The sequence below is a fragment of the Mucilaginibacter sp. OK268 genome, from assembly GCF_900103125.1.
Classification (GTDB): domain Bacteria; phylum Bacteroidota; class Bacteroidia; order Sphingobacteriales; family Sphingobacteriaceae; genus Mucilaginibacter.
The window spans coordinates 229132-250152 of the sequence record NZ_FNJV01000004.1 but is presented as its reverse complement, the minus strand read 5'-3'; the positions used below and the strand labels follow the sequence as shown (position 1 = coordinate 250152).

General features: G+C 42.8%; 10 protein-coding genes. 1 reads left to right on the top strand and 9 read right to left on the bottom strand.

Annotated elements, in window-relative coordinates; translation table 11 throughout:
* Positions 1-35 precede the first annotated feature (35 nt).
* From BLR84_RS15740 to BLR84_RS15715, 6 genes are all read right to left on the bottom strand, one after another.
* Positions 36-2408 carry an ABC transporter permease gene (locus tag BLR84_RS15740; RefSeq protein ID WP_090469949.1) on the bottom strand — a complete coding sequence of 791 codons (2373 nt, stop codon included), beginning with the start codon at positions 2406-2408 and terminating at the stop codon, positions 36-38.
* Between the two features lie 104 nt (positions 2409-2512).
* Positions 2513-4909 (bottom strand): ABC transporter permease, encoded by a 2397-nt coding sequence (locus tag BLR84_RS15735; RefSeq protein ID WP_090469947.1) that lies wholly within the window; start codon positions 4907-4909, stop codon positions 2513-2515.
* A 52-nt stretch (positions 4910-4961) separates the two neighbouring features.
* Positions 4962-7343 (bottom strand): ABC transporter permease, encoded by a 2382-nt coding sequence (locus BLR84_RS15730; protein WP_090469945.1) that lies wholly within the window; start codon positions 7341-7343, stop codon positions 4962-4964.
* Between the two features lie 119 nt (positions 7344-7462).
* Positions 7463-9892 carry an ABC transporter permease gene (locus BLR84_RS15725; RefSeq protein ID WP_176852082.1) on the bottom strand — a complete coding sequence of 810 codons (2430 nt, stop codon included), beginning with the start codon at positions 9890-9892 and terminating at the stop codon, positions 7463-7465.
* A 105-nt stretch (positions 9893-9997) separates the two neighbouring features.
* Complete coding sequence (locus BLR84_RS15720) at positions 9998-12385, bottom strand: ABC transporter permease (protein WP_090469943.1); 2388 nt, start codon at positions 12383-12385, stop codon at positions 9998-10000.
* Positions 12386-12489: 104 nt separating this feature from the next.
* Positions 12490-14862, bottom strand: coding sequence for an ABC transporter permease (locus BLR84_RS15715; protein WP_090469941.1), 2373 nt, complete (start codon positions 14860-14862; stop codon positions 12490-12492).
* A gap of 295 nt (positions 14863-15157) precedes the next feature.
* Here BLR84_RS15715 and BLR84_RS15710 point away from each other — a divergent pair, with 295 nt between their 5' ends.
* A complete protein-coding gene (locus BLR84_RS15710; RefSeq protein ID WP_090469939.1) occupies positions 15158-17659 on the top strand; it encodes a M1 family metallopeptidase in 2502 nt (833 codons plus the stop codon).
* A 191-nt stretch (positions 17660-17850) separates the two neighbouring features.
* On the opposite strand, the gene pyrH is transcribed toward BLR84_RS15710, so the two are convergent.
* The 3 genes from pyrH to tsf form a co-directional block, all read right to left on the bottom strand.
* A complete protein-coding gene (gene pyrH, locus BLR84_RS15705) occupies positions 17851-18555 on the bottom strand; it encodes a UMP kinase (protein WP_090469938.1) in 705 nt (234 codons plus the stop codon).
* Between the two features lie 141 nt (positions 18556-18696).
* On the bottom strand, positions 18697-19818 hold the full coding sequence (gene nagA / locus BLR84_RS15700; RefSeq protein ID WP_090469936.1) for an N-acetylglucosamine-6-phosphate deacetylase: 1122 nt from the start codon (positions 19816-19818) through the stop codon (positions 18697-18699).
* 179 nt (positions 19819-19997) lie between these two features.
* Positions 19998-20849 carry a translation elongation factor Ts gene (tsf, locus tag BLR84_RS15695; protein WP_090469934.1) on the bottom strand — a complete coding sequence of 284 codons (852 nt, stop codon included), beginning with the start codon at positions 20847-20849 and terminating at the stop codon, positions 19998-20000.
* Between the last annotated feature and the right edge of the window lie 172 nt (positions 20850-21021).

Sequence of the window (21021 nt, the reverse complement as noted above, 5' to 3'; positions counted from 1 at the left end):
TATTGCTTTCAGCTTTAAGCCTTCGGCTTTTTGCTTTATTCGCTTCTTAAACTTTTTATAGGATTAACCAAGGCCGCCTTAACAGCCTGGAAACTAACCGTTAACATAGCTACTATCACAATAATGCCCCCTGCCAGGCCAAACATCCACCATTGCATTGGCGTACGGTAGGCAAAACCCTGTAGCCATTTGCTCATGCTGTACCAGGATACCGGTAAAGCAATTAGTAAAGCAATAACTACCAGCACCAAAAACTCCAAGGATAGTAAAGTAAGCAATGAACTTACACTGGCGCCCAGCACTTTGCGGATACCGATCTCTTTTATCCGCTGCTCTGCGGTGAACATAGCCAACCCCAGCAGTCCCAGGCACGAAATAAATATAGCCAGGAAGGCAAACGCATTGGATATTTGGGTTACGATCTCTTCATTCTGATATAATTTCTGATACTCCTGATCCGAGAAATTATAAGTAAACGGAAATGCAGGATTAATTTGCTTACACAAGTTTTCCAACCCAGCCAGCGCATCGCGGGTTTTACCAGGCTGTGTTTTTACTAATACGTTGCCATATTTCTCGTCCTCCCGCAACCTGATCACCAATGGTTTGATCTGCTCATGCATGGAAGCAAAATGAAAATCTTTGATCACCCCAACTATAACCCCTTTTTTATCCCAAAAAGTGAGTGGTTTGCCTATAGGATCGGCATATTTTATTCTTTTTAAAGCAGACTCATTAATCAGGTATCCTATCGAGTCGGTTGCAAAGGCTTTTGAAAAATCGCGCCCGGCTGCCATTTTTAATTTCATGGTTTTCGCAAAATCATAACCAACCGAAACCTGTGTAAACTGTATAATTACATTGGGGTCTTTACCAGTCCAGTTAACATCGCCTGTCCAGTTTTGAATATTTGTTGGGGTGTTACTGATACGGGTAACCGACTGTATCCCGGGCAAGTTCAAAGCTTCGTCCTTAAAAGTGCTGTATTTGTTTATAAGCTCACCACTCATGGGGATGTATATCAGGTTCTCGCGGTCGTAGCCAAGGTTTTTTGACTGAATATAGGACATTTGCCGGGAAACAATAATAGTGGCCGTTATCAGGATAACTGATAGCGCGAATTGAAATATAACCAAACCTTTGCGAAACATTGTTGCACCTGAATCTAATTTCAAAGTGCCTTTTAACACCTTAACCGGGTTAAATGACGATAGAAACAAAGCTGGATAGCTACCCGATACTAAACCGGTAATTAAAGTGATTCCGATCAGCTTTAGCCAAAACAAGGGCTGATAAAACGGCAGTTCTATTTCCTTATGAGTAATTTGATTAAATACCGGTAATAATAGTGTTAACAGTACTAATGCTACTACTACTGCCAGTGAAGTAACCAGTAATGATTCGCCTATGAACTGCTTGATCAAAACCGAGCGAACAGCACCCACTACTTTCCGTACGCCAATTTCGCGGGCACGTTTGACCGACCGGGCGGTGGTGAGGTTCATGAAATTGATACAGGCTATTAATAAAATAAAAATGGCAACAATAGTAAACAAACGCACATATTCTATACGGCCTCCTTGTGGTTTTCCCTTTTCAAAATTCCCCTGCAGGTAACCATCGCCAAAGCGTTGCAGTCCTAATTCTTCGGTAAAAGTGCCCTTCTTTTGGCTTTTATTTAAGTTATCTAAAAAGTGAGCTATCTTTTTTTCAACTGCGTCCGGGTTGGCATCGGCACGCAGCATAATAACTGTAGCCGGCCCGTTATTGCCCCAGCTTTTTGCCCATTGGTTCTCCTCTATATAATTATACCAGTTCAGGAGGTAATCATATTTCTGCGAGGCGGTATTCGGCAGATCTTCATATACCGCGGTAATGGTAAAGTTCTTTCGGTTATCATAGCGGATGGTTTTACCAATGGCTGCCTCTGGGCTACCGAAAAAAGCCCTGGCCATTTTACGGGATATAGCCATACTTACCGGCGAATTTAAGGCTGTTTGTACATTTCCCTGTAGCAGTGGGATACTAAACATTTTAAAACAATCGGCCCCGGCATCCGTACCGTTCATTTTTAATATTTTATCACCAACCTGGAAAGTATTTTCTTCCCCATAACTGATCCCTGTGCTGGCTTCAATTTCAGGTATCTGCTTTTTTAATTCTTCTGGCAACAACCCTGGCGTGCTGTATTGTCCCTCCACCTTATTATCAACATATTGCGTTTCATATACCGAATACAAACGCTTGCCATTGGTATGATACTGATCCATACTCAGCTCATTTTGCACCCATAATAAAATGAGCAGGCTGCAAGCCAACCCAACCGACAAACCTGCTATATTAATAAAACTATGCGCTTTATTTTTGATCAGGTTGCGCCACGCAATCTTTAAATAATTCTTGATCATAAACCCCTCCTAACCTCCCCAAAGGGGAGGAATTGTAATTATTTGTTAATTTATTTCAAAACCCAACCGTGCCTCTCTCTCTTTTGGAGAGGGCCGGGGTGAGGTTATTCGCTCCTTAAACTTTTTACCGGGTTAGCCAACGCTGCCCTGATAGCCTGAAAACTTACGGTAACCAGCGTTATTACTATAGCGCCTGCTGCTGATACACCAAATATCCACCAGGAAATTTCTGACCTGTAGGCGTAACCCTGTAACCAGCCATGCATAAAATAATAGGCAACCGGAGATGCTATAAGGAAAGATATCGCTACCAATATCACAAAATCGGTTGACAACAATCGCCATAGGTTAAATACCGAAGCGCCTAAAACTTTGCGTACACCTATCTCTTTAACACGCTGCTCGGCCATAAAAGAGGCCATACCAAACAAGCCCAGGCAACTGATGAATATGGCCAGAAAGGCAAAAAAGCTGGCCAGTTTACCAATGCGAGTTTCCTCATCAAATTTTTTGGCATATTCTTCATCAGCAAACTTATAATCGAACGGCGCGGCAGGTGAGTATTTCTGGAATATGGTCGCAATCTTGTCTAATGCTTCGTGCGTACTTGACCGCGGATTGATCTTTACGGATATTACCCCCTCAGGATTTTTATCCAAATAAAAAAACGTTTGCTTAACTGGTTCATAGGGCGAACTCATCAACATATCTTTGATCACCCCGATCACTCTAAACGGCTTATCGCCCCACTTTACAATTTCGCCAACCGGGTTTTTAAAATTCATAAATTTTGCAGCAGCCTCATTGATAACAATACCCGATGAATCCGTTAAAAATGCTTTTGAAAAATCACGGCCACCTTCAAACTGCCAGCCAACCGTTTTTCCAAAATCGTCGGTTACACCAACAGTCGCGAAATCGTCCTGCATCCCCGGGGCTTTTCCTTTCCAGTCAAAACCACTGTTATTGCTCCACACACCTGTTACAGGGCTGCCCGATTCGGCTGTTTGTATCGCGGCACCTGATTTGATTACCTCATCTTTAAATGCGGCGTAATGATCATGGATATCCTTTGTTTTTTCTACCAGGTATATCAGGCCATCGCGACTATAGCCTATGGGCCTGTTCTTGGCAAACTGTATCTGCCTGAAAACGATAATGGTACCAATAATAAGCGTTACAGAAACGGTGAATTGTAAAACCACCAGCACCTTGCGCGGTATGGCTGCCAAGCGCCCAACTTTAAACGTCCCTTTTAATACTTTGATGGGTTTAAATGACGACAAATAAAGGGCCGGGTAGCTCCCCGCAATAATGCCAGATATCAGGCTGAACAAAAGGCTCAGGCTCCAAAACCATGGATTGCCCCATAAGATCGACATTTTTTTATCAGCAACACCGTTAAACCAGGGCAGGGCCAGCATTACCAGGATGATGGAAAAAATAAAAGCAAAGGCAACAATCAGCATTGATTCCATAAAAAATTGCCAGATCAGCTGTACACGCTGCGAGCCTATGGCCTTACGGATGCCCACTTCCTTGGCACGTTTCTCGGAACGGGCCGTGCTCAAATTCATAAAATTGATACAGGCCAGCAATAGTACAAACACACCTATGATGCCAAACATCCATACAAACTGGATGCTGCCACCGGTATTTATACCATTTTTAAACTCCGAGTATAAATGCCATTTGTACATAGGATGCAGAAAAACGGCAGGCTTAAAATCAGCCCCGATTTTATCACCCTGGGCGGCTATGTTGATCAGCTTGATATCCTTGATCTTAGCCGATACTTTTTCCCAGTCGGCACCAGGGGCCAGTTGAGCAAATATCTGCCATGAATTATTACCCCAGCGGGAAGCCGCGTTTTTAAGCCATGGCATGGTAGTCATGTACAGATCCCATGGAGCAAAAAAGGTTACATCCCTGAATTGGGTATTGTTAGGCATATCCTCATAAACGCCGGTTACCTTAACAACCCATTGGTTATCAATTTTTAAGGTTTTATCCATCGGGTCGACATCCCCAAAAAGTGTTTTTGCCAGCGATGCATTTATGATGATAGATGACAGGTCTTTTAGCCCGGATCGCGTACCTCTGATCATTTTCAGGCCAAGCATATCTGGAAATTCGGCCTGTACATGGTTGCCCAGTTGCGTAAATTTCTTGTCGCCATAGGTAATAATATGCTCCTGTGTCCAGGTAGAAAGTACTACATACTTAAAATCGCTCTTGTACGATTCACGCAGCTTTAATCCTAAGGGAATAGGCATAGCGGTTTGACTGCCTACACTACCATTAAATGTTTGATGCTGCCAAACCTGTACAATCCTGTCGTAATTAGTAAAGTATTTGTTATACGAAAGTTCATCCCATATCCATAAACCTATCAGCATGGCTACAGCCATACCTACCGATAAGCCGGCGATGTTGATAAAGCTGTGCACCTTATTTTTAATCAGGTTTCGCCAGGCGATTTTTAAATAGTTTTTGATCATGATTCTTTAAATTCTAAACCCTAAAACCCTAATTTCTAAATCCAAAATTCCCTTACTCGCTCCTTAAACTTTTTACCGGGTTAGCCAACGCTGCTCTGATACTCTGATAGCTTATGGTTAGCAATGTTATGATAGTTGCTCCCGCCCCGGTTAGCGCAAATATCCACCAGGAAAGTTCGGCCCGGTAGGTGTAGTGCTGTAGCCAACCGTGCATAAAATAATAAGCAACCGGCGTAGCTATAAACAATGCAATAATTATCAGCGATACAAAATCTCTGGACATTAAGCGCCACAGGCCAAAAACACTTGCGCCCAATACCTTGCGTACACCAATTTCCTTTACCCGCTGCTCGGCCATAAAAGATGCCATGCCAAACAGGCCCAGGCAGCTGATAAAAATAGCCAGCATGGCAAAAGAACTTGCCAGCTTGCCTATGCGCTCTTCGGTGGCAAATTTTCTGGCGTATTCATCATCAGCAAAGCGGTACGAAAACGGGACCGAGGGCGAATAAGTTTTACAAATCGTTTCTATTTTGCCAAGCGCGTCATGCGCGCTCATTTTCGGGTTGATCTTGATCAGTACATCATCCATGGCGCCATGGCCAATACGGAAGAGGCTTTGTTTAACCGGCTCATAAGGCGATTCCATCACCATATCTTTTACTACACCAATTACGGTCATATCCCACTTTCCTACGCGCACTATTTCGCCAACAGGATTTTTCAGTCCCATATACTTTACGGCAGCCTCATTCAATACAATGGCTGTGGAGTCGGCAACAGAGCGGCTTGAAAAATCCCTGCCATCTGTAAATTGCCAGCCCACAGCTTTACCATAGTTTGTGCTCACGCTGATATTTCCAAAAAAGGAGGTCATCGATGGATCTTTGCCTTTCCAGCCCACATCGCCCCGGTGGTTGTTTACCCCGGTGGTTGAACTGGTTGATTCTGCTATCTCCGCTACAGCTCCAGATTGCAGCAGATCGGTCCGCAACGCGTCAAAATGTTTGTGCAGATCATCATTGGTCACTTCAATATCCACCAGCCCATCCCGGCTGTATCCTACCGGCCGGTTTTTGGCAAACTGTATTTGTTTAAAAACGATGATAGTACCAATGATCAGGATAACAGATACCGTAAACTGGGTTACTACCAGTACTTTACGTGGAAGCGCTGCAAAACGCCCCGCTTTAAAAGTACCTTTTAATACTTTAACAGGGTTAAATGAAGAAAGATATAAGGCCGGGTAAAGCCCGGCAATTACACCGGTAAATAAGGTAAAACCTATACAGGCCAGCCAAAAAAACGGAGAGTTCCACAAAATAGCCATCTGTTTACCGGCTATATCATTAAACCAGGGCATCGCCAGCCAAAGTAGCAATAGCGAAAATGCAAAAGCCAGTGTGGCGATCAGGAACGACTCGCAAAAGAATTGTTTGATCAATTGCCCGCGTAATGAACCTACAGCTTTACGTATACCTACCTCCTTAGCCCTCTTTTCGCTGCGGGCTGTGCTCAGGTTCATAAAATTGATACAGGCCAGCAGCAACACAAATATGCCGATGATACCGAAAATCCATACATATTGGATAGCACCACCCGTATTAACCCCGTTTTTAAATTCTGAATACAAATGCCATTTGCTCATAGGCTGAAGAAACAGCAGGGGGTTAAACTTCTTGTCCTCTCGCTCCAACTTATCGAGTTTGATAGTTTTTATTTTTGCCGATACTTTGGCCATATCCGCATGATCAGCTACCTGCACATACATGAGCAGGGAATTGTCGCCCCAATCGGTAGGTGATCTTTCATTACCTGGAGCATGGATATAATATTCCCATGGACCAATAAATGCCACATCGTGAAAGGTTGTATTATTGGGCAGGTCTTCATAAACACCCGAAACTTTGAAGCCGTCTTTATTATCCAGCCTGATCACCTTGTTCATGGGGTTGGCATCGCCAAATAAAGCTTTGGCTACCGATTGGGAGATCAGTATTGAGGATGGGTCTTTTAATCCGCCGCGTGAGCCTTGCAGCATCCTGAGCGAAAGCATTTCGGGGGCCTCCGCTCCCATAAAATTTCCTTTATAAGAGATCTTTTTATCATCAACATTTAAAATGTGACTGCTTGTCCATGATGACAAGGCCAGATGCTTAAAATCGCTTCCGTAGTTTTTGCGCAGCTCCGCATCCAGGGGCAGGGGAATCGGTGCCCCCGTATTGATATTGCCATTAAAAACCTCGTGCTGCATTACTATGGCTACACGATCATAAGTTTGGTGATATTTATCAAATGACAATTCATCCCATATCCACAACCCGATCAACATGGCTACGGTCATCCCTACGGCTAATCCGCCGACATTGATAAAAGAAGAAGCCTTATTTTTGATAAGGTTTCTCCACGCGATTTTTAAATAGTTCTTTAACATGCTGTACGTTTTATGTTGTACGTAATACGTTTATTTTGCTTTTAGCTTAAAGTTAAAGACACAAAGCCTTTATTTATCCTGTTTATTGCTTTCAGCTTTAGGCCTTCGGCTTTTAGCTATTACTCACTCCTTAGGCTCTTAACCGGGTTCATTAATGCAGCTTTAATCGCTTGAAAACTCACTGTAAACAAGGCTATCAATATGGCCAGCAATCCGGCTAAAGCAAACATCCACCAGCTTATATTGATGCGATATACAAAGGCTTGTAACCATTTGCTCATACCCCACCAGGCTATTGGTGTTGCAATTACCAGGGCTACCATAACCAGTTTTAAAAAATCCTTTGATAACAACCCAACTATACCCGATACACTGGCTCCTAACACTTTACGAATGCCGATTTCCTTACTCCTTTGCTCGGCGCTAAAGGCGGCCAAACCAAACAAACCCAAACATGAAATAACAATGGCAACCATTGTAAATGAATTAATGATCTGCGACAAGGTGATCTCGGTTTCATATTGTTTTTGCACCTCGGTATCTAAAAATGAATACTCAAAGGGCACTTCCGGAAGGTCCTTATGCCATATAGCTTCCATTTTCTTTAACATAACCTTATAGTTTGAACTATTAGTTGCCACTATAATGTTATTAAAATCGCTCTGTCTGCCATCATAAACAAGCATAAAGGGCTTCACTTCGCTATGCAGGGAGTTATAGTTAAAATCCTTCATCACACCGGCCACCTCAACAAATGTTACCGGGTTAGGCTCATACTTGGTATATAAGCGGGTACCCACTGCAGTTTGCAGATTTAACCCTAAACGCTTAGCCAGGGTTTCATTGATCAGTACCCGGCTTGAGTCACCTTGCCTGAAATCGCGCCCACTGATCAGTGTTATACCATTGGCCTTTACAAAATTTTCATCGGTGTTTATATTTTGTGCATCAGTTGCAGTTGCCATATTACCCCCGGCCAGGTAAACACCATGATCATGTGGTACAAACTGGCCTAAATAATTATCGGCATTACTAACTGCTTTTACATCGGCCAGTGCTTTCAGGTCATTTGTAAAAACAGGCATTTTACTTTGGGTACCGTTGGTGTAAAAATTAAAGATCAGTTTTTGGCTTTTATCAAATCCCAGATCTTTGTTTTTAATATAATTAAGCTGACTATAGATAACAATGATCCCGGTAACCAGCACAATTGACAAAACAAACTGGAACACTACCAACGACCTGCGGATACCCGCAGCCGAGATATGACTGGTAAAATTGCCCTTGATCACTTTTATGGCCTTAAACGCCGACAAATAAAATGCAGGATAACTGCCGGCCACCAAACCGGTAACCAATACCAGGCTTAGCAACATTATCCAGAGCCTGTAGTTGGTAAAAAACGATAGATGTATATCTGTGCGGGTTATCTGGTTTAAATATGGCAGCAATAATATGAGCAGGGGCAGGGCTATGGCCACCCCAATAAGCGCCAATAAAAACGACTCGCCCAAAAACTGTTTAATGAGGTCGATCTGGCCTGCGCCAATTACCTTCCGTACGCCTACTTCCTTGGCCCGTTTTGATGCACGTGCGGTAGACAGGTTCATGAAATTGATGCAGGCAATTACCTGTATCAATACGGCTATCAATATTAATATGTACAAGAACGATGGATCAAGTGTTTTGGTTAATTCATGTTCGAATCCAGATGTTGTATGTATAGTTGTAATCGGCTGTAGATACAGCACTTTTTTCATGCCTATCTCCTTCAATTGCGCCGCGCCATATTTATTTAAAAATTCGGGTAGCTTTTTTTCCAGCGCTGCAGCGCTGGCATCGGGTCTAAGCTTTATATAGGCATATAGAAAGTTATTACCGGCCCAGTTGCTATTCTGCCTAACATACTCCCCTAATCCACCGCTATTCATGGCCATAAACATACTGGCATGAACGTGTGTTTTCCCCAGGCTTTCATCAACCACACCGGTCACTTTAAAATCATGCTTGCCAAATGAATTATCAATAGATATCATTTTACCCATCGGGTCTTCCTTTCCAAAAAGCTTATCGGCAACAGGTTTAAAAAGCACAAGAGAGTAGGGTTCGGTCAATACCTTTGATACGTTCCCCGCAACAAAGTGATAACTGAACATATCAAAAAAAGTGGAGTCGACATAAACGGCCTCCTGCTGATAAAATGACTTCTCTTTATAACGCAGCAAGTGTTGTTTAGCGCCAAAGCCCTCTGTGTTTGTAACACGGGTAAATTGCATTACTTCTGCAAAATCACTTTTCATAGCCGGGGTAATAGGTGGCGAACTTGCTGCACTGTGATGCTTATCGCCGGTTAACTCCAAATCGGTTGTAACCCGGTATATATTATTCACATCTTTATGATGCTTATCATAACTATACTGATCCTGCACATACAACAAAATGTACAGACAGCATAAGGTACCTGTTGCCAGGCCAATGATGTTTATAAAACTGAATGTTTTGTTCTTTAACAAAAACCGCCAGGCTGTTTTTAAATAACTTTTTATCATAAACCCCTCCTAACCTCCCCAAAGGGGAGGAATTGTAATTATTTGTTATAATTTATTTAAAACCCCGACTATACCGCCCTCTCCTTTGGAGATGGCGGTGTGAGGTTACTCGCTCCTTAAACTTTTAATTGGGTTACCCAGCGCTGCCCTGATACTTTGATAACTTATGGTTAATAATGTTATGATAATTGCCCCAGCACCAGTTAATGCAAATATCCACCAGGAAAGTGCGGCACGGTAAGTATAATGCAGCAGCCAATCATGCATAAAATAGTAAGCAACAGGAGTGGCTAAAAACAATGCTATAATTACCAGCAATACAAAGTCGCGCGACATTAAGCGCCATAAACTAAATACTGATGCACCCAACACCTTGCGCACACCGATCTCCTTGGTACGTTGCTCGGCCATAAAAGATGCCATACCGAACAGCCCCATACAGCTGATGAAAATGGCCAACAGGGTAAAGAACCCAGCCAGTTTGCCTATACGCTCTTCGTTAGCAAATTTTCGGGCGTACTCTTCATCTGTAAATTTATAATCAAAAGGGCTCGCCGGGTCATATTGTTTAAATACACCTTCAATTTTATGTAATGCCTCACTGGCACTTTTGCTTGTGTTCAGCTTGATATCAACTATCCCTGGAGCGTAGGGAGCTATATAAAATATAGTTGGTTTTACAGGCTCATAGGGTGATGACATGACCATATCCTTCACTACACCTATAACTTTAAAATTCTTGTACCATTTTATGGTTTCGCCAACCGGGTGTTTAAAGTTCATGAATTTTACAGCCGCTTCGTTCAGCACTATACCCGACGAATCAGTTGAAATGTCCCTTGAAAAATCGCGCCCGCCGGTAAGCTTCCAACCGGCTGTTTTTCCAAATTCGGGACTTACCGGAACAATGCCGAAATCATCCTGCAAATTAGGATCCTTATCCCTCCAGGTAAGACCACTATTATTGGAATATACTCCAGTTAACGGACTATCAGACTCAGCCATTTCAACTATTGCCCCCGACTGCAGCAGGTCATTCCTTACCGCGGTAAAGTGCTGATGAATAGCATCCGTTTTCATTTCCATCTGTATAAGACCGGTGCGGTTATAGCCTATTGGCCTGTTCTTGGTGAACTGCACCTGTCTGAAAACAATAAGGGTACCTATAATTAGGATAACAGAAACCGTAAACTGCACAACTACCAGCACCTTGCGGGATAGGGCGGCGAGCTTACCGGCTTTAAATGCCCCTTTTAAAACTTTTACTGGCTTAAATGATGATAGGTAAAAGGCAGGGTAACTACCCGCTATGAGCCCGGTTATCAGGCTAAAGCCAATTCCCAGTATCCAAAACATCGGGGTAGCCCATAATACCTGCATGGTTTTATTGGCTACCTGATTAAACCAGGGTAAAATAAGCACTACAAGAAGTATGGAAAACAGGAATGCAAAAACGGCGATCATTATCGATTCTACCAAAAACTGACTAATTAACTGGCTGCGTAATGATCCTACCGTTTTGCGGATACCTACTTCTTTAGCCCGTTTTTCTGACCGGGCCGTACTGAGGTTCATGAAATTAATACAGGCCAGCAGCAGTACAAATACGCCAATAATACCAAACATCCATACAAATTGTATAGCCCCCCCGGTATTAATACCATTTTTAAACTCCGAGTATAAATGCCATTTGCTTATCGGATGCAAAAACACAGTTGGTTTAAAAGACATGCCCAGCGTATTACCCTGAGCAACAAAAGCAGCCATCTTCAAATTCTTTATTTTGGCCGATACCTTGTTTATATCTGCATTGGGGCTTAGCTGTGCAAATAGCTGCCATGAATTATTACCCCAGTTTGTAATGTTTGTTTTTACATGAGTAGTCATGTACAGATCCCAGGGTGCAATAAACGCCACTTCAGCTAAGCTGTTATTATGCGGCAGATCTTCGTAAACGCCGGTAATCTTAACGTTCCATTTATTGTCGATCTTTAAGGCTTTAAACATGGGATCGTTATCACCAAAAAGAGCTTTAGCCAATGATGCAGAGAGTATGACAGACGATGGATCTTTTAGCCCCGATCGTGTGCCTTTGATCATTTTTAAGCTAAACAGGTCTGGCGCTTCGGCCTGCATATAGTTTCCCTGTTGGGTTAGTTTTTTATCACCAAATGCCAGGATGTGCGGGCTTGTCCAGGTTGATAGTACCACATACTTAAAATCATTCTTATAGTCATCCCGCAGCTTATAACCTATTGGCATTGGCATATCCAATTGTGTGCCTACATTACCATTAAAGGTTTGATGCTGCATAACCTGTACCAGCCGGTCATAGTTTGTAAAATACTTATCATATGACAGTTCGTCCCATATCCAAAGACCGATGAGCACGGCCACTGCCATACCAACCGAAAGACCAACTACATTAATAAAGGTATGCGCTTTGTTTTTAAGCAAATTGCGCCACGCCATTTTTAAATAATTCCTGATCATGAACCCCTCCTAACCTCCCCAAAGGGGAGGAATTGTGATTATTTGTTAATTTATTTAAAACCCCAATTATACCTCCCTCTCCTTTGGAGAGGGCCGGGGTGAGGTTATTCGCTTCTTAAACTCTTTACCGGATTAATCAGCGCCGTTTTCGCTGCCTGGAAACTTACCGTTGCCAGCGCTATCACGATGATCATCCCTCCGGAAAGCGCAATCATCCACCATTGAATACTCGTGTGATACGCAAAACCCTGCAGCCATTTGTTCATGGCGTACCAGGCTATAGGCGAAGCAATGACCAGGGCAATGAATACCAGTACCAAAAATTCAGATGATAACAGGTTGAAAAGTGACCCCACACTGGCGCCCAATACCTTGCGGATGCCGATCTCTTTTACTCGCTGCTCGGCAGTAAACATAGCTAAGCCTAAGAGCCCCAGGCATGAAATAAAAATAGCCAGAAAAGCAAACGCGTTGGCCAGCTTACCTACTATCTGCTCGCTACGGTACAATTTCTGATATTCTTCGTCAGAAAAATAATAAGTGAACGGAAATGCCGGATTGATCTGTTTGCACAGCGTTTCCAGACTGGCCAGGGCCTGTTTGGTTTTACCCGGCTCTGTACGGATAAGTAAATTACCATAGGAACCACTTTTACCCAGCCAAATGATCAAAGGATTGATCTGCTCATGCATGGAATCAAAATGAAAATCCTTCACTACGCCAATGATTGTACCTTTATTATCCCATAAGGTTAATGATTTACCTATAGGATTGGTGTAGCCTATTCTTTTTAAAGCCGTTTCATTGATTATATAGCCGGCAGTATCTGTAGGGAAATCTTTGGAGAAATCACGCCCGGCTGCCATCTTTAATTTTAGTGTGCTTATATAATCATAACCAACAGCGCTTTGGTTAAACCTGATCCGGAGATCGGGGTCTTTCCCGGCCCAGTCAACACCAACTGTCCCACTGGTCATTTGAGTAGGTCTCGCGCCTGAAACGCTGACCGCCTGGATCCCCGGCATTTTTAAAGCTTCCTGTTTAAACAGATCATATCGTGCGGAAAGCTCACCATCTACTGGTATAAAAATGAGGTTTTCCCGATCATAACCTAAATTACGCGATTGAATAAAGTTCATTTGCCGGGCCACCACAATGGTAGCGGTTACCAGCACTACAGAAAGCACAAACTGGAACACTACCAGCCCTTTACGAAACAAGGTTGTACCGGCCTCCAGTTTAAGAGTGCCCTTTAAAACCATAACCGGGTTAAATGACGATAGGAACAGAGCAGGGTAGCTACCAGACACAAGACCGGTAATAAGCGTAAGCGATATAAGTTTTAGCCAAAATCCGGCTTGACCGAATGGCAGTTCAATTTGTTTTTGGGTTACCTGGTTAAATAAGGGCAATAACAAAACCAATAACATTAAGGAAATAGCTACTGCAAGCGTAGTAACAAATAATGATTCGCCGATGAATTGTTTGATCAGTACTGATCGTACCGCACCCACTACTTTCCGTACGCCTATTTCCCGGGCCCTTTTTACAGACCGCGCCGTGGTCAGGTTCATAAAATTGATACAGGCTATCAATAAAATAAAAATAGCCACAATACTAAACAGGTTTACATATTCAATACGTCCGGCACCCAGTTTACCATCTTCAAAAGTCCCGTGAAGGTACTCCTGATCATGGCGTTGTATAGCTAACTCAACAGTGAAAGTCCCCTTCTTTTGGCTTTTATTATAGTTATCCAGAAAGTGCGTTATCTTTTTTTCAAACAAAGCAGGATCGGCGTCAGCGCGGAGCATAATACTGGTATATGGCCCATTATTGTTCCAGTCTTTTGAACTGGGGTTTTCCTCAAGGAAAGTGTACCAGTTCATTACATATTCAAATTTATTGGAAGCGTTGGCGGGCACATCATCAAATACCGCGGTTACTTTAAAGTCCTTTTTATTTTCATAACGGATAGTTTTACCCATAGCAGCCTCGGGGCTACCGAAAAAGTCGCGGGCCATTTTACGCGATATAGCTAAACTAAGCGGTGAATTTAAAGCCGTCTTCGCATTCCCCTGTACAAGCGGATAACTGAACATTTTAAAAAAATCGTCACCGGCGGCTGCGCCATCCAGCTTTAGTACTTTATCACCTGCCCTAAAGGTACCGCGTTCGTAATAACTGGCATTAACAGCATATTCAACCTCCGGGAGTACCTTTTTCATCTCATCGGCCAAAATGCCCGGGGTACGATATTGTCCCGAAATTTTATGATCAAAATACCGGCGCTCATATACATTATATAAACGCGATTTATTTTTATGAAAAGCATCAACACTTAACTCATTTTGCACCCACAGCATAATAAGCAGGCTACAAGCCAAACCAATAGAAAGACCAGCTATGTTTATAAATGTATGTGCCTTGTTCTTTACTAAATTGCGCCAGGCGATTTTTAAATAGTTTTTGATCATATAGCAAGCTTACATTATTAGGTACCTTGACTTAAGATAAAATATTGTGCCACATATTTAATTTACTATAAATCAATTAGTTAATCAATAAAATCATCTCAAACTGTTCGAATCCGTACAGGTGGTGTTCGCTTTTACGCGGTATATGCTAAAATAAATTATATCTGTCGTAACATACAGTACATATAAAACGTCATAGCTACTTTAAGCTAATCTGTTTAAACTGAGGATGTGCCAAATTCACTATTCTGTCTTCAGTTTATATTTTTTGAGTACAAAATACTAATATTGTTATATGACTGATCTGAAACCAATTTCAACGTTGTTGTTATCGTGCGCGCTAACGGCAGCCCTAACCTCATCGTACGCGCAGCAGGCGCCGAAACCGGACGATCCGGAAATGAAAATTTACCGTGCGGTACCTACCAAGGTTAATGACCTGATACACACCAAACTCGATGTACGTTTTGACTATAAGAAACGTTACCTGTACGGCAAAGAGTGGGTTACTTTAAAGCCCCATTTTTATCCAACCGACAGCTTAAGGCTTGATGCCAAAGGCATGGATCTTAAAAATATATCGGTGGTAAAAAACGGAAAGAATATCCCCCTGAAATTTACATACCAGGACAGCCTTTCGGTAGCCATAAAACTGGATAAGGTTTACCATAACAACGAAAATTATATCATTTATATCGATTACACCGCCAAGCCAAACGAGCTAAAATCAAAAGGCAGCGCTGCCATCAACGATGCCAAGGGTTTATACTTTATCAACCCCGATGGTACCGAAAAAGATAAACCAACACAGGTTTGGACACAAGGCGAAACTGAAAGCTCATCGGCCTGGTTCCCGACCATTGATAAGCCAAGTCAAAAAACTACCGAAGAGATCAGCATGACCGTGCCCTCCAAATACGTTACGCTATCCAACGGAAAGCTGGTATCGCAAAAAACCAATGCCGATGGTACCCGTACCGATTATTGGAAAATGGACCTGCCACACTCGCCATACCTGTTCATGATGGCCGTTGGCGATTTCAAGATCTATAAAGACAAATGGCGCAATAAAGAGGTAAACTATTACCTGGAGCCCAAATACGCCCCTTACGCCAAAGAAATATTCGGATTTACACCTGAGGTGATCGAGTTTTACTCTAAAACATTAGGCGTTGATTATCCATGGAACAAATACGCCCAAATAGTAGTTCGCGATTATGTGAGCGGCGCCATGGAAAACACCACCGCTACCTTACATGGCGAATATGTACAGGGTACGCACCGCGAGCTGCTTGACGCTTACTATAACGACGGTCGCAGCACCATAGTGCATGAGCTTTTTCACCAGTGGTTTGGCGACTACGTGACGGCCGAAAGCTGGAGCAATCTGACTGTGAATGAATCGTTCGCCAACTTTAGCGAAACCCTTTGGGCGGAGCATAAATATGGTAAAGATGCCGGCGACGAGCATAATCATAATGATATGCTGAGCTATTTCAGATCGCCTGATGCCAAAACCAAAGACCTGGTACGCTTTCATTATGACGATAAAGAAGATGTTTTTGATGTAGTTACCTACCAAAAGGGCGGTCGTATTTTAAACATGCTGCGTAACTATCTGGGGGATGCCGCGTTTTTTAAAGGACTGGGTATTTACCTGAAAACAAATGCCTTCAAAAACGGCGAAGCACAACAGTTACGTTTGGCACTGGAAGAAGCCAGCGGTTTAGACCTGAACTGGTACTTTAACCAATGGTATTATGGTGCCGGTAACCCGGTTTTAAACATCAGCTATAAATGGGATGATGCCACCAAAACCCAAACCATTTACCTGCAACAAAACCAGGATGGCCAAACCTTTAAATTGCCTATGGCCATTGATATTTATGCCGGTGGCAAAAAAGAGCGTCATAAAGTTTGGATGAACGACAAGGCTGATACTTTAACTTTCCACGTAGCCACCAAACCTGACCTGGTGAATGTGGATGGTGATAAAATTTTGCTGGCCAAAAAAACCGATAATAAAAGTATCGAGGAATTCTCCTACCAGTACTTTAACGCGTCATTGTATATGGACAGGTATGAGGCCATTGAAGCGGCTGCTGCCAACCAAAAAGAAAAACCTAATCAAAAAATCATCATAGCCGCTTTAAAGGATAAATATTATGGCTTGCGCATCAAAGCCATTAAGGCATTGAACCTTACCAATGATGACATCCGCACAGCGGCACAGCCCATACTGGCTTCACTGGCACAAACCGATGATAATACACTGGCCAAAGCAGCGGCCATCACCGCTTTAGGCAAGCTTAACGCTTCGGGTAATTCAACTTTATTTAAACAAGCACTTAACAGCGAATCATACGCGGTGCAGGGAGCAGCTTTAACAGCCCTTAGCCAGGTAGATGCAACCGACGCGTTGAAACAAGCCAAAGCGCTTGAAAAGGACAATAAAGGCGCTTTAACAACCGCTATATTTAGCTTGTATGCTACAAAAGGAGGAGCAGCCGAGTGGCCTTACGTATTTGATACCTTTAAAAATGCTACTCTACAAAACAAGTTCAACAGCGTTCGGGTACTTGCCGATATGACCGGCAGGGTCGAGAAACCTGAATACGCCCAACAGGGTATTGCAGAGCTTAAAGAGTTTGGTATTAAATATAAAATGTATGGTGCCGACAAATTTATAGCTACCACAATGCAAACTATCAAAACACAACGCACACAATTAAATGACGTTGCGTCGGCAACGGCTGCGGATAACGCGGCTAAGGAACTTGCTCCAGACACCAAATAGGATTGTTTCTTTCAACAAAAAGGCCGCCATTTCAATTTCAATGGCGGCCTTTTTGTTGTCGTTAAATTCCCTTATATCATTGCGAGGAGGAACGACGAAGCAATCTCGTAGCTATTCTCACCGATGAGTATAAAACGCGATGAGATTGCCACGCTGCGCTCGCAATGACATGATAGAAAGAAACCTTAGTATTAGTGTACCAATGTACCTACCGCTTCGCCCTGGGCTATTTTCATGAAGTTACCGGATTGGTTCATGTCAAACACAATGATCGGTAGTTTATTTTCACGGCAAAGGGTTATGGCAGTCATGTCCATCACGTTCAGGCCTTTGTCATAAACTTCCTGGAACGATATCTCGTCGTAACGGGTTGCCGATGGATCTTTCTCCGGATCGGCAGTATAAATACCATCAACACGGGTACCTTTCAGTACCACATCGGCTTTAATTTCAATAGCGCGCAATGATGCGGCTGTATCAGTAGTAAAATATGGATTACCTGTACCGGCGCCAAATATCACAATTTTGCCCACTTCTAAATGGTGCATAGCACGACGGCGGATATAAGGCTCGCAGATTTGCTCCATTTTAATGGCCGATTGCAAACGTGTTTCCACGCCAATGCTTTCCAGCGCGTTTTGCAGTGCCATACAGTTAATTACCGTGGCCAGCATGCCCATATAATCGGCCTGGGCACGTTCCATACCCGATTTCTCGGCACTTAATCCCCTGAAAATATTACCGCCACCAACAACAATCGCAATTTCAATACCTGCATCATATACGTTTTTAATGTCATGGGCATATTGCAATACCTGGTTGTTATCAATACCGTATTGCCTTGCGCCCATCAGCGATTCGCCCGAAAGTTTGAGTAAGATTCTTTTGTACTTCATCTGGTGTGGTTTGTTATGAATAGAAATAGATGTAATAGGAATAGACAGAACTTGCTTGCGTTTATATCATGAATTGATAAAGCTCTGTTCATATAATGGGTAGTTCGGCAAAAATAAAGAATAAAAGCCAGTGTTAAAATTTTATGTTGTCTTTGTTAAAAAATCACCTTTTAAGATGGTGTCTTTTACTTCAAAATCCGCATCAAAAACAACAAGATCGGCATCAAAGTTTTTCTCAATTTTACCTTTTTCTGTTTGTTTAGCTAATTGTGCCGGATATAAGGATGCCATATTTACCGCCTCAGCCAAATCAATACCTACCTTTTTTACGCAGTTTTCAACCGCCTTTAACATGGTTAGGGTAGAGCCTGACAGTGTACCGTCGGGCATAGTATACCTATCGCCCCTTAATTCATGCTGATAAGCACCTTCTTTGGTGGAGGTAACGGCATCCGTTATTAAAAAAAGTTTGTCGCCCAGTTCGCGTTTAGCCAAACGGATCATGGCAAAATCCACATGGATGCCATCGGCCACAACACTGGTATACGGACGTTCTTCAAAAATAGCGGGGATATAACCCGGTTCGCGGTGATGCATTTGCGGCATGGCGTTAAACAGGTGGGTTACCGCCTGCACCGGTTTATTTAAAAACGATTTTCCTTCGGCATAAGTAGCATTGCTATGGCCCGATGAAATAATAATGCCCTGGTTAAACAGGTAATCAATCACTTCCTGATCCTGCAGCTCTGGTGCTATCGTGATCATTTTTATCACACCATCGGCACGTTCCAACCAGCCCTTCACTTCGGCCAGCGTAGCTTTCTTGATGAATTTTTCGGGATGCGCTCCTTTTTTTGCCGGATTCAGGTAAGGTCCTTCCAAATGAAGTCCCCAGAAAGCGCCTTTACTTTGCGCACGGTATATTTTGGCAGCATCTATCCCAGCTTCCACAATATCATTGGTATTGGTACCTATGGTGGCAAATACCCCGATAGTTCCCTGGTTCAGCAGATCGTTTTCCAATTGGGCAAGCGCTTCAACCGTTGGTTTACCGGCAAACAGCTGGCCGCCGCTGCCATATATCTGCAGGTCGATAAATCCGGGAGCAAGATAGTAGCCTTGCAGATCCTTTTTTACAGCATCCTGCGGGATGGCCGTATCGGCAATTACATCAATGATCTGACTGCCGGAAATTAAAACGGCTTTACCTTCGGCGATCTGGCCACCAGAAATCAATTTAAGATTGTGAAGCGCTGTTATCATGATACTGCTATTTTATAACGTCGTTCTGTTATCCCCTGTATGGGACGGATGTCATGCTGAGCCTGTCGAAGCATGGTGGGTGGGCCTTTACGCTCGATCCTTCGACAAGCTCAGGATGACAGGCCAAAAACAATATGGCAAAAAAAATCCCCCTCGTTAAAACGAGGGGGATAAAATATTTAAGCTCCTAAAGCTACTCGCTTAAAGGCGGTTACTGTTAACCCCTTTTCAACAGTGCTCAGGAATTGAGCAACGCTTTTTGAAGAATCTTTTACAAACTCCTGGTTTAACAGGGTTGAATCTTTGTAGAATTTGTTCAGCTTACCTAAAGATATCTTTTCAACCATTTCTTCTGGTTTGCCTTCTGCACGGATCTGATCTTTAGCGATCTCTAATTCGCGCTCAACAGTAGTAGCATCTACACCGTCTTTATCAACCGCGATTGGGTTCATGGCAGCAATTTGCATCGCTACGTCTTTACCTGCCTCGTCAGCACCAGCCGGGTTCGAGTTTAAAGCAACCAATACACCTAAACGGAAGTTACCGTGTACATAAGCGATAACTTTTTCGCCGTTAATAACTTCTAATTTAGATACACCGATCTTTTCGCCGATCTTGCCGGTTTTGTCGATAACCGCTTCACCAATAGTAGTGGTAGTAGCGTCAACATCTATAGAAAGAGCATAAAGCTCTTCGATGCTTTTTGGTTGGTTTTCAACTGCTTTGTTTGCAATTTCATTTGCAAAAGTAATAAACTCAGCATTTTTAGCCACGAAATCAGTTTCGCAGTTCAATTCAATAATTACACCGGTTTTACCATCAGCAGAAGTGCGTGAAATAACAACACCTTCGTTTGATTCTCTGTCCTGACGGCTTGCTGCAACTTTAGCACCTTTTTTTCTTAAAAAATCGATAGCTGCTTCAAAATCACCGTTAGTTTCGGTTAATGCTTTTTTGCAATCCATCATACCGGCACCAGTTTGCTGGCGCAGTTTGTTTACGTCGGCTGCAGATATTTGTACTGTAGACATGTTTTTTGAATTTTAAGTTTTATGTTATCGGTTATGTGTTTTGGCCAAAATTAGCTGGCCTGTATAACCTGCAACTATTTTTAATATTAAAACTATGGGCTGTAAATTGTAATTACAAGAAGAACTTATAACCCACAACCTCTAAAAGTTAAAAGTCGTAAGTATGAAGTCC